The sequence below is a fragment of the Dolichospermum flos-aquae CCAP 1403/13F genome (assembly GCF_012516395.1).
Lineage (GTDB): Bacteria > Cyanobacteriota > Cyanobacteriia > Cyanobacteriales > Nostocaceae > Dolichospermum > Dolichospermum lemmermannii.
This window is the reverse complement of the sequence record NZ_CP051206.1, coordinates 3,037,387-3,053,398: the sequence shown is the minus strand read 5'-3', so window position 1 is coordinate 3,053,398 and position 16,012 is coordinate 3,037,387. Positions and strand designations below refer to the sequence as shown.

The window sequence follows — 16,012 nt, the reverse complement described above, 5'->3', positions numbered from 1 at the left end:
CAAGTTGGGGTCAACCCTTAATTTTTCCTGGGCTGTAACCTTGAAAATTCGTTGATTTATCCGATATTGCAGAAAGCGATCGCATTTCCCATGTATGTAAAGAAACAGAAATGTTTCTTAAAAGAGGGTTAGTTCGATGGTCAAAACTTGGTAATCGGTAAAGAATTACCAATTACCAATTACCCAAAATTACGCTTTCTTTAACCAACTAAACATAGCGCGTAAATCCTTACCAACAGCCTCAATAGGATGTTCAGCTTCTTGACGACGCATAGCAGTAAAACCAGGTTTACCAGCTTGGTTTTCTAAGACAAATTCCCGCGCAAATTGTCCAGATTGAATTTCGCTGAGAATCTTCTTCATTTCCGCTTTAGTTTGGGCGGTAACAACGCGAGGACCGCGAGTATAATCACCATATTCGGCAGTATTAGAAATACTATCGCGCATGGTAGCTAAACCACCTTCTACGACTAAATCAACGATTAATTTGACTTCGTGCAGACATTCAAAATAAGCGAGTTCTGGTTGATAACCTGCTTCTACTAAGGTTTCAAAACCGGCTTTGATTAAAGCACTCAAACCACCACACAATACTGCTTGTTCCCCAAACAAATCGGTTTCGGTTTCTTCACGGAAGGTAGTTTCCAAAATACCGGCGCGTGTACCACCAATACCTCTAGCATAAGCCATAGCGCGATCGCGGGCATGACCAGTGGCATCTTGATAAACTGCAAATAACGCAGGTACACCTTGTCCTTGTTCATAAGTACGACGCACTAAATGTCCAGGTCCTTTAGGTGCAACCATGACGACATCAACATCAGCAGGGGGAACAACCTGTGCAAAGTGGATATTAAAACCATGTGCAAAAGCTAAAACGTTTCCAGCTTCTAAATTGGGTTCAATTTCGTTTTTGTAAATTGTTTTTTGGACTTCATCAGGTAATAAAATCATGATGAAATCAGCAGCTTTGGCCGCATCAGCAACATTTTTTACAGTCAAGCCAGCAGCTTCGGCTTTAGCTGTGGACTTACTGCCGGGATATAATCCCACAATGACGTTAACACCGCTATCTTTAAGATTCAGCGCGTGAGCATGACCTTGAGAACCATAACCAATAATAGCAACGGTTTTACCTTTTAAAAGGTCTAAATTAGCATCTTCATCATAATACATACGCGCCATAGAAGCATCTCCTGTCCGTAAAAGTTGTCATGAAATTGGCAGACTTACGATTGTATCGCAAATCGGACTATCAGATCCCCGACTTCTCAAAGAAGTCGGGGATCTGTAGATACTTTTATTTTTTTTTCAGAAGTTCAAGATAAACAGAAATAATTGTGATAATTTTGATACAAATTTGTTAAGAATAGTTACAGCCCTGTAGTGGAAGGAAATATTTTTTATGGTTGATCTAGCTGACAAGAAACCAGTTCATCAAGTCGTGATTATTGGTGGTGGTTTTGGTGGATTGTATGCTGCAAAGTCTATGGCTAAAGCCAATGTGCAAATCACGCTGATTGATAAACGCAATTTTCATCTCTTTCAACCACTGCTGTACCAAGTCGCTACAGGTTCTTTGTCCCCAGCGGATATTTCCTCTCCCTTGCGGGCTGTTCTCAGCAAGAGTAAGAATACAAAGGTACTGTTGGGTGAGGTGAATGATATTGACACTACCACCCAAAATGTGATGGTAGGCGCGGAATCTGTCCCCTACGATACTTTAATTGTGGCTACAGGGGCGAAGCATTCCTATTTTGGGAAGGATAACTGGGAAGAGTTTGCACCGGGTTTAAAGACTGTAGAAGATGCCATTGAGATGCGTCGGCGGATATTTTCAGCATTTGAAGCCGCTGAAAGTGAAAGTGATCCGGTTAAACGCCAGGCTTTATTAACTTTTGTCATTGTTGGCGGTGGTCCAACCGGGGTAGAATTGGCAGGAGCGATCGCTGAATTGGCAACTAAAACCCTGACAGAAGATTTCCGCAACATTGACACCGCAGAAACCAGAGTTTTATTGTTAGAAGGTTTAGATCGGATTCTTCCCCCTTTTGCACCGGAATTATCTCACACAGCGGAAGCATCTTTAAAAGCTTTGGGTGTGGATGTGCAAACCAAAACCTTAGTTACACATATTGAAAATGATATTGTGACGATTAAGCAAGGTGATGATGTTAAAGAAATTGCAGCAAAAACCGTGTTGTGGGCTGCGGGTGTGAAAGCCTCAGCAATGGGGAAAGTTTTGACAGAGAAGACGGGAGTTGAGAGCGATCGCGCTGGTCGTGTTATGGTTGAACCAGACCTAAGTATTAAAGGATTTCCCAACATTTTCGTAGTTGGTGACTTAGCAAATTTCGCCCATCAAAATGATAAACCTTTACCGGGAGTTGCACCAGTCGCCATGCAGGAAGGCGAATATGTGGCTAAACTCATTCAAAAACGGTTGAAAGGTGAAACATTACGTCCATTCAAATATGTGGATAGAGGTAGTTTAGCAATGATTGGGCAACACGCCGCAGTTGTTGATTTAGGATTTATCAAACTTAGAGGTTTCTTTGCCTGGTTTGTGTGGTTATTTATTCATATCTACTTCTTGATTGAATTTGATAATAAGTTAGTGGTGATGATTCAATGGTTGTGGAGTTATTTTACCCGCAATCGTGGCGCGAGATTAATTACAGGTAAGGAAACTATTGCCCCTGTACCAACGCCAGTCATCCCAAAAAAACCGTTAAATGTGTAGTTCCTCCCTCGTTCCCAGTCTCTGACTGGGAATGCCCTCTAGAGGCTCTGCCTCCCATATTCCCTCATTATTATTAAAAAACTGCCTCTCATATTAAAATAAAATCACCACATCTACCAAATTAAATGAAACAATGGGACGCAGCCGCTATCATGTATTAGGAACTCAACCACATTTCCTCACCTGCACATTAGTAAATTGGATGCCATTATTTGGCAATATTGAACTTGTCCAAATTATCATAGATTCCCTCAACTTTCTCCAACGTCAGCAGCGTTTGACATTATATGGTTATGTCATTATGGAAAATCATCTTCATCTCATCGCTGCGGCTGCAAACTTATCTAAAGAAATAGGGAATTTTAAATCATTTACGGCTCGTTCCATTATTGATTTACTCCAGAAAAATAATGCTGAATATATACTTAATCAATTAGAATTTCATAAATTAAAACACAAGATCAAACAAGATTATCAACTGTGGCAAGAAGGTTTTCATCTCCAAGCAATTGCTAATGAAGAAATGTTTATCCAAAAATTAGAATATATTCATAATAATCCGGTGCGACGTGGGTATGTTGATGATCCGGCTCATTGGCGTTATTCTAGTTACCGGAATTATATGGAATTGCCGAGTTTATTAGAGGTGGAATTGATTGATTTGTGAGATATTGAGGCAGAGCCTCTTGATAGCATTCCTAGTCAGAGACTAGGAACGAGGAAGAATAAATTTTAATTTTTCTGCCGTTATTTAAGGTTATTTTAACAATAAAATTTTTTCTTGTTCTAGTGTATTTGCTTTTTGATGTGCTAAAATGTCTGTATCTTGCATTGCTTACTTAATAAAGCCATTTTACACAGGGAGTAGAAATTGTATTATGTTCACAGATGATAAAAACGATTGTATTAAAAATTGGGCGATCGCTGTAACTATATTTTTGTTTTTGATAGCTGTTGCTGTTACAATTTATTTTATCTCAATGATTTTAATTACTAATAGAACAGAATTATTGAAAAACAAATATGAATATATTGTTGAAAGTCTTAAAGTATTAGGTTTATTCATTAGTGGAGGGGCAGTAATTGTTAATGTTTACTTTGCAGGTAGACGTGCAGAGGCTATGGAAGAGACTGCAAAGGCTACAAATAAAAATGCAGGCGCGGCAAATAGAAATGCAGAGGCTGCAAGTATATTGATTTAACTCAAGTTAATATTAGTGGATTGAACCTCGCAAGATTCAACCTCACAGGAGCCAACCTCTTCGTAGCCAACCTCAAACAAGCCGACCTCACAGGAGCCAAACTCATAGTAGCCAAACTCATAGTAGCCAAACTCACAGGAGCCGACCTCACAGGAGCCAAACTCACAGAAGCCGACCTCACAGGAGCCAAACTCATAGTAGCCAACCTCACAGAAGCCGTCCTCGCAGGAGCCAACCTCACAGAAGCCGTCCTCACAAGAGCCAACCTCACAAGAGCCAACCTCAGAGGAGCCTACCGCTTTAAACCGGACTGGACAGAAGTTTTGCTCACAGAAGTTTTGCTCACAGAAGCCGACCTCGAAGGAGCCATACTCAAAGGCGCTACAATGCCAGATGGGTCAATTCATAATTAGGAAGATTTGATTCTTGTAAATTCTCAATAAACAAAACTTTCTTACCCACAAAACCGAATATTCAAAACAGTCGCTACCATTTTCTAAACCAAATCATATTGCTACATAATAGAAATAGAAATTCTATCTTTAGGATTGTTAAGAATGTATCAAACAGATCCGCCACTTTCCCCTAAAGAAACATTACCGACAATGTATGATCTTCCTAGCGAAGATCAAGATCAACCTGGTTTGCCAGATCAATTTCATTTATTCCAACCACAATTATTAGCAGAAACATTCCGTCCACTTGACTATCCTAGCGACCAAATATTTACAGGAAGTGATCTGAATCTTTATTATGATTTGCGTCATCCTTCATGGTATAAACGTCCAGATTGGTTTGCAGTGTTAGGTGTTCCCTCACTTTATGACAATAGAGATTTGCGGTTAAGTTATGTAGTTTGGCAAGAAGCAGTTAATCCTCATATTATTGTTGAATTACTCTCACCAGGAACAGAAAAAGAAGACTTAGGGACAATATTAAGAGATGTCGAAAAACCTCCTGGTAAATGGGAAGTTTACGAACAAATTTTAAGAGTACCCTATTACGCCATCTTTGATCGTTATAAATCTAAATTTAGAATGTTTCAGTTAACTGGCGCTCGTTATGCTGAAGTAGAATTATCAGATTTTCGGTTTTGGATTCCCGAAATAGAATTAGGTTTAGGAGTGTGGCAAGGAAGTTATAAAACCGTCGAAATGCCTTGGTTACGTTGGTACGACAAAGACGGTAATTGGATATTAACCAGCACAGAGGAGGAAAGACAGAAAGCTGAACAAGAAAGACAAAAAGCTGAACAAGAAAGACAAAAGTTAGAACAAGAAAGGCAAAAGTTAGAACAAGAAAGGCAAAAAACCGAAAGATTAATTGCCCAACTTCGATCGCTTGGTGTTGAACCAGATTTAGAATAAATACAATCTCTCGTTCCCAGTCTCCGACTGGGAATGCCACCATAGAGGCTCTGCCTCAAAGCAGTTAATTATTTTGATTTTCCTTAGATAAATCCGTCGGTGGTCTATCATTACTCCAAGCCCACCAGACATAACCGCAATGACAATGGTAAAATTCTTGCCACTTACGACGACGATCTGGGGTACTGACAGGAGACCTTCTATTTAACCACACATTAACGGCTTCTCGACTACCAGCATGGCATTTGGGACAATGGAATTGATAGGCGTGTACGGCTTGATTAGTCCATTCTGGCGGATTGGGATCAAAAGCGTCCATATAAATATAAACTGTAATAGAGTGTAATCTTAGTAGTCATTGAATATACATAATTATGACTAACAATGGATATTATGGAACCAAATATTGAAATTCGTCGGTTGTTGGATGTCATGCCTGCTTCTGGGCGGATGATGACTAAAATCGTCAGTAAACCAGAACGAAAACAGGTAATAGATGCGGCTTTTCCCCTGCCATTGAGTCAAGCAAGACCAATATATATTAATTTCGACTTATGGAGACGGTTGACAAAACCCCAACGAGATTTACTCCTATTACAGAAGGTAAGCTGGTTAATAGGGGTGAAATGGTTACAACCTAATATTTATCAAGGTGTGGTGTTAGCAGGGCTTGTAGGCGGAATACTGGAGGCAGTCCAGGCGGATGTGGTAGGTGTGGTAATAGCCGGGGGATTAAGTGCTGTAGCGGCTATCCGGATTTGGCGCACGAATAAATCCCAGGAGTCAGAATTAACTGCTGATACAGTCGCTATTAGAATCGCCCAAAGACGAGGTTATTCAGAAACTGAAGCCGCCCAACATTTGTTAACAGCTATTGAAGTAGTAGGAACAATAGAAGGGCGTTCTGGTTTAAATTTTAGTGAATTAATTCGTTGTCAAAACTTGAAAGTAATTGCTGGTTTATCACAAGTTGGTATTCCTAAAAATTATCAATAGATGTACATTCAAAGGGAACAGGGAACGTAGATACCAGGATACCCATTTACCCGTTAGAGGGTGTTTGAAAAGTCCCTCATGGTGTATCAAATATTTTTAGATCCCCCTAAATCCCCCTTAAAAAGGGGGACTTTGACTCTAGTTCCCCCCTTAACAAGGGGGGTTAGGGGGGATCTGTAAGTGCCTAAAATCACAACCTAAAACTTTTCAAACATCCTCTTAGAAATCGAAGAATCATAGTACGAATTTCTGTTATTATGGTTGTGCTATTTTCTGTACGCCCCTAACGACTACAATTAAACTCACAGATAACAAAGTTATAAATTAGCAATGCAAAGCAATTCTTCTTTGGAAAAGCAGCCACAACTTACAGAGGAAACGAAATCATTTCCCCTCTCCTACGGTCAACAAGTGATGTGGTTTCTTGACCAGATAGCACCCCAGAGCATCGCATACAATATCTATACAACAGTACGGATAAACTCAGAGTTAGATTTGGAGGCATGGCACAGAGCGTGGCTTCAGATTGTAGAACGTCATCCTATCCTACGAACTACTTATGCACAGTATGAAGATCAACCTATTCAAGTAATTCACCCATACCAAGAGATAGATATTAAAATAACAGATGCTTCTACTTGGGAATTAGACTACTTAGAAAAAAAAATTCTGGTAGAAACCGAGCGTCCTTACAACTTGGAAACAGGTCCAGTATTGCGGGTACATCTATTTACAAGATCATCAGCAGAACATATCCAATTACTGGCCATGCACCACATTGCTGGAGATATGTGGTCTTTTGACATATTATTAAATGAACTGCAAATTCTGTATGCTACAGAAGTAAAAACATCGTCTCAAGCTGACTTACAAATTATTGAAAATTCAGATATTTATAATTCTCAAACAGATAATAGTCTCTCTCTTCCAAAGCTATCATACACAGATTATGTAAGTTGGCAGACCGAGATGTTGTCAAGTTCTCAAGGTGAACAACTTTCAGCATACTGGCATAAACAATTAATAGGTGAGTTGCCAGTCTTAGACTTGCCCGTAGATAAACTTAGACCAAATGTGCAAACCTACTCTGGTAGCACACACATCATCAAGTTAGATGAAGAATTGCTTTCCAGGCTGAGAAAGTTGTCAGAATTAGAAAAAACCAGCCTGTATAGAATTTTCCTGGCTGCATTTTTTATCCTATTTTACCGCTTATCAGGACAAGAAGACATCCTAGTAGGTTGTCCAGTTGCAGGTCGGTCAGGTAAAAAGGAATTTGAAAGTATTATTGGCTACTTTACAGACCCCATAGTATTACGTGCAAATCTAGGGGAAAATCCCACCTTCAGAGATTTTCTTGCTCAAATACGTCGCACAGTTTCTGAGGGTAAGAAACATGAAGATTATCCCTTTCCCCTATTAGTAAAACAGCTTATTCCTGAAAGAGATTCTAGTCGTTCTCCTCTGTTTCAAGTTTCTTTAACTTGGCAAGAGCATCGCTGGTATGATAATAGCCAAAAATCATCTTTAGTGATGTCGCCATTCTTAATAGAAGGACATCAACGAGGATCAGCATTTGATATAGATTTGGCGATTATTAAAACTGGTGGTGAGTTTAATTTTTGCTGGCAATACAATACTGATCTGTTTAATATTTCCACTGTAGAACGAATAGCAGGAAATTATCAAACCTTGCTAGAAAGTATTTTAATTAATCCACAGCAACCTATTTCCCAATTACCATTGTTAACAGAAATTGAGCAATATCAATTATTAGTTGATTGGAATAATACTAAAAAAGAATATCCATTAGATAAATGTATCCATCAATTATTTGAAGAACAGGTAATCAAAACACCTGACGCTGTAGCAGTAGAGATTGAAGGGGAAAAACTAACTTATCAGGAATTAAATCAACGGGCAAATCAACTAGCAAATTATCTGCAAAAACTGGGTGTAAATCCAGAGGTTTTAGTAGGAATTTGTGTAGAGCGATCGCTGTTAATGGTAGTAGGATTATTAGGGATTCTTAAAGCTGGTGGTGCTTATGTTCCTTTAGATCCAGCTTATCCAGCAGAACGTTTAGCCTATATGTTGGATGATTCTCAGGCAAAAGTGCTATTAACTCAACAGCAGTTAGTGAACTCAATACCGAATACTGGCTTAGAGGTGATCTGTTTAGATACCAATTGGGAATTAATCAGCACTCAAAGCGATAAAAACCCACAAACTCAAGTTAAAGCCAATAATTTAGCCTATGTAATTTATACCTCTGGCTCCACAGGAAAGCCGAAAGGAGTAATGATTGAACATCGGTCTTTAGCGAACTTTGCCCAAACGGTAAAAGACAAATATGAGATAAGCAATAGAGACAGAGTTCTGCAAGCTGCATCGATCAGTTTTGACGCAGCCGCAGAAGAAATCTATCCCTGTCTAGTCTCTGGTGCAACCTTAGTGCTACGGACTGCTGAAATGTTGGGTACTGTCTCCACATTTATCCAGAAGTGCTGGGAATGGGAATTAACAGTATTAATGATGGGAACAGCATACTGGCACCAGCTAACGGCAGAATTAGCAACAACCAATGAAACCCTACCACCATCAGTAAGGTTGTTAGCTAATGGTGGAGAACAATGGCTGCCAGAAAAATTGAACCTGTGGCAAAAGAGCATGGAATATAGATCGCGCGTTCAGAATTTAAAAGCGCCACCGATGTTAATGAACGGCTATGGACCAACAGAAGCAACCGTATTATCAACGGTATACAATTTATCGGAGTTGCGCCTAGAGAATACACAGGGACAGCAAATCATTGGCACTCCTTTTGATAATGTCCAGACTTATATTCTTGATAGCTTCCTCCAGCCCGTTCCTATTGGTGTACCTGGGGAATTGCATATTGGTGGTATGGGTTTAGCTAGAGGCTATCTCCACCATCCAGATCTAACAGATGCAAAATTTATTGCTCATCCCTTTAAGCAATCAGAACGTATTTACAAAACAGGAGACTTAGCTCGCTATTTACCTAACGGTAACATTGAGTTTCTGGGTCGCATTGACAATCAGGTGAAAATACGCGGTTTTCGCATTGAACTGGGGGAAATTGAAACTTTACTAATTACACATCCTCAAATATCAGAAGCGGTAGTGATTGATTCTGATGATATTCCTGGTTCTAAACGATTGGTTGCATATATCGTAGAAACTTCCTCTGGAACCTCTTTGCCCCAGTCGCAATTGCGCTCTTTCCTGAAAGAGAAGTTACCAGATTACATGATACCTTCTGCTTTTGTGGTTTTAGATGCTTTACCTCTAACTCCGAATGGTAAGGTAGATCGGCGCAATTTACCGAAACCTGACCAAAATAGACCTGACTCAGCAGCAAATTACGTTGCACCCCAAACGGATGTGGAGCGAACAATTGCTACTGTTTGGGAAGAGGTGCTTCATTTAGAAAATATAGGTATACACGATAACTTCTTTGAAATCGGTGGTCATTCCCTGCTCGCTACCCAAATCATATCTCGGCTACGTCAAATCTTGCAGATGGATTTGTCCGTCCGCACTTTATTTACAGCACCAACTATAGCTAGTTTTGCCGAGTTTGGGCTAAAGCCCAACTACGAACTACAAACTGCAATTAAACCAGTTGGTAGGACAGAAAACCTCCCTCTCTCCTTTGCACAAGCGAGATTGTGGTTTTTAGACAAATTAGATCCCAATAGTGCGTTTTATAACATCCCTATCCTTTGGCGGTTTAGCGGGAAACTTAATGTAACTGCGCTACAATCGAGCCTGAACGAAATCATCCGTCGACATGAAGCGTTACGGACAAACTTTGTCACACAAGAAAATCAACCCATTCAGGTTATTGCTGAAACTCTTTTTTTGCCACTAGAAATCGTAGATTTGCTGTATCTGCCAACAGAGGAACGAGAAGTGGAAATGCAGCGATTAGTTCTAAATGAGGCAGTGCGATCCTATGATCTAGAAAGAGAACCTTTAATACGTGCCACTCTCTTACAGCTTACCTCAACAGAGTACGTTTTTATCCTCACAGCACACCACATTATTTTTGATGGTTGGTCAACAGGGGTATTTGTCCAAGAATTAGCAACACTCTACACTGCATTCTGTAATGACAAAACCCCTCAAAAAGTTGTTGAACTGCCTGAATTACCCATACAGTATGCAGACTTTGCCGTTTGGCAGCGACAGTGGTGGGAACAAGGGAGAATTACAGAGCAGCTATCCTATTGGCAGCAACAACTTCAAGGCGCTCCCACCTTATTAGAACTTCCTACCGATAGACCCAGACCTGCTATTCAAACAAACCGGGGAAAACATCAACAATTTACACTTCCTCAGTCCCTAGGTGAGTCCATGAACCTACTTAGCAAGGGTGCGGGAGTTACCCCATTTATGACGTTTTTTGCGGCTTTTGTTACCTTGCTTTATCGTTACACAGGGGAAAAGGATATTGTAATTGGTACACCCATTGCTGGTCGTAATCGTCCGGAAATAGAAGGGATAATTGGTCTTTTTGTGAATACTTTAGTGCTGCGAACTGATTTGTCAGACAACCCCAGTTTTGAGCAGTTACTAATGAGGGTGCGGGAAGTATCTCTGCAAGCATACAGTCATCAAGACCTGCCCTTTGAGAAATTGGTTGATGCTTTGCAACCTCAGCGTTCTTTGAGTCACTTGCCTCTGTTTCAGGTCATGTTTGATCTCCAGAATGTTCCTATATCAAGTTTAGATTTGCCAGGGTTAAGTATAAGTTCATTTCCTGTGGAAACGGGAATAGCGAAGTTCGATTTAGCTCTCTCAATTGAGAATACATCTTCTGGATTGATAGCCGAATGGGAATATAATAGCGACTTGTTTGATGATTCAACAATTGCTCGCATGGCAGGAAATTTCCACACTTTAGTAACAGGAATTGTCGCCAATCCACAGCAACCTATTTCCCAATTACCATTGTTAACAGAAATTGAGCAATATCAATTATTAGTTGATTGGAATAATACTAAAAAAGATTATCCATTAGATAAATGTATCCATCAATTATTTGAAGAACAGGTAATCAAAACACCTGACGCTGTAGCAGTAGAGATTGAAGGGGAAAAACTAACTTATCAGGAATTAAATCAACAGGCAAATCAACTGGCAAATTATCTGCAAAAACTGGGTGTGAATCCAGAAGTTTTAGTAGGAATATGTGTAGAGCGATCGCTGTTAATGGTAGTAGGATTATTAGGGATTCTCAAAGCTGGTGGTGCTTATGTTCCTTTAGATCCAGCTTATCCAGCAGAACGTTTAGCTTATATGTTGGATGATTCTCAGGCAAAAGTGCTATTAACTATTGTAGAGACGTTCCATGGAACGTCTCTAGATTCTGCGGTACAAGTAATTTGTTTAGATACCAATTGGGAATTAATCAGCACTCAAAGCGATAAAAACCCACAAACTCAAGTTAAAGCCAATAATTTAGCCTATGTAATTTATACTTCCGGCTCCACAGGAAAGCCGAAAGGAGTAATGATTGAACATCGGTCTTTAGTGAATTTAACCCAAACCGTAAGAGATAAGTATGGGATGAACAATAAAGACAGAGTTCTTCAAGCAGCATCTATTAGTTTTGACGCAGCCGCAGAAGAAATCTATCCCTGTTTAATATGTGGTGGAACTTTAGTGCTACGGACTGCCGAAATGTTGGGTGCTGTCTCCACATTTGTACAGAAGTGCTGGGAATGGAAATTAACAGTATTAATGGTGGGAACAGCCTACTGGCAGCAGTTAACGGCTGAATTAGCAACAACCAATGAAACCCTACCACCATCAGTAAGATTGTTATCAACTGGGGGAGAACAATGGCTACCAGAAAAATTAAAGTTGTGGCAAAAGTGCATGGAGGAGAGGTCAAGTATTCAGAATTTAAAAGCACCACCGCTATTAATGAACGGCTACGGACCAACAGAAGCAACGGTATTGTCAACAGTATACGACTTATCAAAGTTAGCAACAGAGGATACACAGCCAAAACAAGTAATTGGCAATGCTTTTGATAATGTGCAGATTTATATTCTTGATAGCTATTTACAACCAGTTCCTATGGGTGTACCAGGGGAGTTGCATATTGGTGGTATGGGTTTAGCTAGAGGTTATCTCCACCGTCCAGATTTAACAGATGCAAAATTTATTCCTCATCCTTTTAATCCATTAGAACGTATTTACAAAACAGGGGATTTAGCTCGTTATTTACCCGACGGGAATATTGAGTTTTTGGGTCGCATTGATAATCAGGTGAAAATACGCGGTTTTCGCATTGAACTGGGGGAAATTGAAACTTTACTGATTACACACCCCCAAATATCAGAAGCGGTAGTGATTGATTCTGATCATATTCCAGGTTCTAAACGCTTAGTTGCATACATAGTAGGGACGTTGAATGAAACGTCTTTACCCCAGTCGCAATTGCGTTCTTTCCTGAAACAAAAGTTACCAGATTACATGATACCTTCTGCTTTTGTGGTTTTGGATGCTCTGCCTCTTACCCCTAATGGTAAGGTAGATCGGCGTGGTTTACCTAAACCTGATACAACAAGCCATAAAATAGAAACGGATCTAGCAGCACCGCGCACGGAGTCTGAAGAAATACTAGCAAAAATATGGTGTGAAGTTCTGCATCTTAAAGAAGTTGGTATCCATGACAATTTCTTTGAGTTGGGTGGAGATTCTATTCTCAGTATTCAGATTATTTTTAAAGCTAAACAAGCTGGATTGCAATTAACGGCTAAACAGATATTTCAAAACCAGACGATTGCTGAATTGGCGGCAGTAACTAACATCTCTCAGACGGTGAAAGCAGAACAAGGTTTGGTAACAGGATTATTACCGCTGACACCTATTCAACACTGGTTCAAAGAGCAAAATTTCCCAGAACCTCACCACTTTAATCAGTCATTGCTGCTGGAATTATCTGGGGTAGTTGACTGGACTTTATTCCCAGAAGTGATGCGAAAATTATTATTACATCATGATACTCTGCGCTTACGTTGTCCTGCCGATGGGGAACAGATTAATATTACCTCTGATGATACTATTCCTTTTTCTTATGTAGATTTATCGGACATCCCAGATAGGGAACAAAAAGCAGCTATTGAAGCCACTGCTAATTCCCTGCAAACTAGCTTGAATATTGCTTCTGGTCCAATAGTGCAAGTAGCGTTTTTTGGTCTAGGTACTAACAAATCCAGCCGATTATTAATAATTATTCATCACCTAGCAGTAGACGGCGTTTCTTGGCGAATTTTGTTAGAAGACTTAGAAACAGCTTACCAACAGATTAGTCGCGGTGAAAAAATTCAGTTTCGTCCTAAAACGACCTCTTTTAAATATTGGGCTGAGAAACTAAATTCTTACGCACAGTCTGATATTGCCAAGCAAAAACTAACTAATTGGCAAGGTATTTCACGTACACAGATAACCCGTATACCAGTTGATCATGCCTTGGGTGCTAATACTGTAGCATTCAATCAGATCATATCAGTCTCACTCTCACCTGAGGAAACCCGCGCTTTATTGCAGGAAGTTCCTAAAGCTTATAAAACCCAGATTAATGATATCTTGCTAACTGCTTTATTGCAGACTTTAGGTAGTTGGATTGGTAGTAATTCTGTGTTACTTGATCTTGAAGGTCATGGACGAGAAGATATTTTTGAAGATGTAGACTTATCGAGGACAGTCGGTTGGTTTACGACCATCTTTCCCGTACTTTTAGAGTTAAAAGCAACAGATAATCTGGGAGATGGGATTAAGTCGATCAAAGAACAACTGCGTGCTGTTCCCAACCGAGGTATTGGCTACGGTTTGCTGCGCTATTTGAGTGGGGATAAAGATATTATCTCTCAACTTTCAACAATGCCAAAAGCTGAAGTTAGTTTCAATTATTTGGGACAATTCGATTGGGGAAGACAAGAAAATTCCTTCTTTAAACTAGCTTCTGAATCAGTGGGAGCGGAACATTGCCAGCAAGAGAATTGCAGTCATTTACTAGATATTAATGGACTCGTAGTAGATGGTCAGTTGAAACTAGATTGGACTTACAGCGAAAATTTTCACCACCGAGACACTATTGAAAATCTCGCTGAAGATTTTGCAGCAAATTTGCGGTTTCTAATTACTCATTGTTTATCTATTGATGTATCTGCAAACCAGGAAATTTACGGCTTTTCTCAACCAATAAATAATTATCAGCATCAGGAAAATAATGTTCCTGTCCCCCTACATTTATTAGAACTGACTCAAGATATCTCTGAGTTATTACCTGATGATACACAATTCGCATATCCTCTGGCCAAAATGCAGGAGTTTATGTTGCATCATTACGCGAATGATCATCAAAAAATGGGGGTTTATCATGGACAGGAATTATTAGATATATATGATGAAAATCTTTCTATAAGTGTCTTCAAGAAAGCTCTACAAATTCTAGTAGAAAAACATCCAACTCTGAGAACGGTGTTTATTTTTCAGAACGGAAAACCAGTATGTCAAGTGGTTAGAAAAAATCTGAAATTTTCCATCAATGAAGAAGATATTAGTCACATCAAATCAGACGAACAGGAAAATTACATTAATGCAATCATAAAGCAAGATAGGCAAAATTTATTCAACGTTGAGAATTGCAATGAAGCACTTTTTAGATTATGGCTTGTTCGCAAAGCTGAAAATAGATTTGAGTTCTTTATGTCAATGCACCATGCAATTACAGATGGTTGGAGTGGTATTGAATTTGTAAATCAACTAGAGGAATTATATTCTGCTCTCAAGCAAGGAGAAGAAATAACCGTGATTCCTGCAAATAATGTGCATCAGGAATTTGTCGCTTTAGAGAAAGAAATCATTAGCTCAACAGAAGCATCAAATTTCTGGAAACTTCATTTACAAAATTACAAATATAAACCATTGCAGCCGTTAAAGACAACCGTATTTCAAGTAAAGTCTGCTTCCGATAGCCAGAAAGCCATAGAAGACAACTTTAACGCAGAAATAATTCTTGATTTACGTGAATGTTGTCGAAAATTAAAAGTTTCACCAAAAGCAATTTTCTTGAGTACATACCTGGATCTCATTAGTATTGTCATGAAAGAAAATCAGGTTTCTGTAGGAGTTATTTCTAATGGTAGGATAGAAAGATTATCTGATCCCTTCGGAGCTTTGGGTTTATTCTGGAATATTGTGCCATTTTGTCAAACAATTACAGAAGATAAAAGTGTGCAAATTAAAAATGTCCAGCAAACCCTAATTGATATCGAACCTTTTGTGAGATATCCACTGCTGGAAATTTTGTCAGATCAAAAAACAACGGAATTATTTTTGGCTACGTTTAATTTTGTAAATTTCCATAATACCAAAACTGTGGACAAGCATACTAGCTTAAAGGTACAGAGAAAAATGATTTATGACAAGTTTAACTTTCCTTTAAATTATGCTATTTCCATGGAATCATTATCAGGAAATGTCAGCATTCATGTAGAATACGATCAGACATATTTTAGTTACAAAGATATTCAATTAATGCTGCAAAATTATGTTGAAATCTTAAAAGATAGAGTTTATGGATAAAAATTGCTGGAAACCTATCAAACTTTTGTATGTAGTTAGGCTTTAGCCCTTTTGACGAGTTAATTAAGAGGATT

At 39.2% G+C, this 16,012-nt stretch carries 9 protein-coding genes; 7 read left to right on the top strand and 2 right to left on the bottom strand.

All coding sequences use genetic code 11. From position 1 onward, the window contains the following. Nucleotides 1-189 precede the first annotated feature (189 nt). On the bottom strand, nucleotides 190-1,185 hold the full coding sequence (gene ilvC, locus HGD76_RS14745; protein WP_168696239.1) for a ketol-acid reductoisomerase: 996 nt from the start codon (nucleotides 1,183-1,185) through the stop codon (nucleotides 190-192). 220 nt (nucleotides 1,186-1,405) lie between these two features. Between ilvC and HGD76_RS14740 the strand changes: the two genes are divergently transcribed. The 5 genes from HGD76_RS14740 (at nucleotide 1,406) to HGD76_RS14720 (ending at nucleotide 5,312) form a co-directional block, all read left to right on the top strand. Continuing rightward, nucleotides 1,406-2,743, top strand: a complete 1,338-nt coding sequence (locus HGD76_RS14740; RefSeq protein WP_168696238.1) for an NAD(P)/FAD-dependent oxidoreductase — start codon at nucleotides 1,406-1,408, stop codon at nucleotides 2,741-2,743. A gap of 133 nt (nucleotides 2,744-2,876) precedes the next feature. Continuing rightward, nucleotides 2,877-3,410, top strand: coding sequence for an REP-associated tyrosine transposase (locus HGD76_RS14735; RefSeq protein WP_168696237.1), 534 nt, complete (start codon nucleotides 2,877-2,879; stop codon nucleotides 3,408-3,410). 211 nt (nucleotides 3,411-3,621) lie between these two features. Continuing rightward, complete coding sequence (locus HGD76_RS14730; protein WP_168696236.1) at nucleotides 3,622-3,945, top strand: hypothetical protein; 324 nt, start codon at nucleotides 3,622-3,624, stop codon at nucleotides 3,943-3,945. A gap of 20 nt (nucleotides 3,946-3,965) precedes the next feature. Next, a complete protein-coding gene (locus HGD76_RS14725) occupies nucleotides 3,966-4,358 on the top strand; it encodes a pentapeptide repeat-containing protein (protein ID WP_233466885.1) in 393 nt (130 codons plus the stop codon). Between the two features lie 144 nt (nucleotides 4,359-4,502). Next, on the top strand, nucleotides 4,503-5,312 hold the full coding sequence (locus tag HGD76_RS14720) for a DUF874 family protein (protein WP_168696235.1): 810 nt from the start codon (nucleotides 4,503-4,505) through the stop codon (nucleotides 5,310-5,312). A 64-nt stretch (nucleotides 5,313-5,376) separates the two neighbouring features. On the opposite strand, the gene HGD76_RS14715 is transcribed toward HGD76_RS14720, so the two are convergent. Further along, a complete protein-coding gene (locus HGD76_RS14715; protein ID WP_148760652.1) occupies nucleotides 5,377-5,631 on the bottom strand; it encodes a hypothetical protein in 255 nt (84 codons plus the stop codon). Between the two features lie 74 nt (nucleotides 5,632-5,705). Between HGD76_RS14715 and HGD76_RS14710 the strand changes: the two genes are divergently transcribed. Further along, nucleotides 5,706-6,308, top strand: coding sequence for a DUF3318 domain-containing protein (locus HGD76_RS14710; RefSeq protein ID WP_148760650.1), 603 nt, complete (start codon nucleotides 5,706-5,708; stop codon nucleotides 6,306-6,308). Between the two features lie 330 nt (nucleotides 6,309-6,638). Beyond that, nucleotides 6,639-15,938, top strand: a complete 9,300-nt coding sequence (locus tag HGD76_RS14705; RefSeq protein WP_168696234.1) for a non-ribosomal peptide synthetase — start codon at nucleotides 6,639-6,641, stop codon at nucleotides 15,936-15,938. The last annotated feature ends 74 nt before the right edge of the window (nucleotides 15,939-16,012 follow it).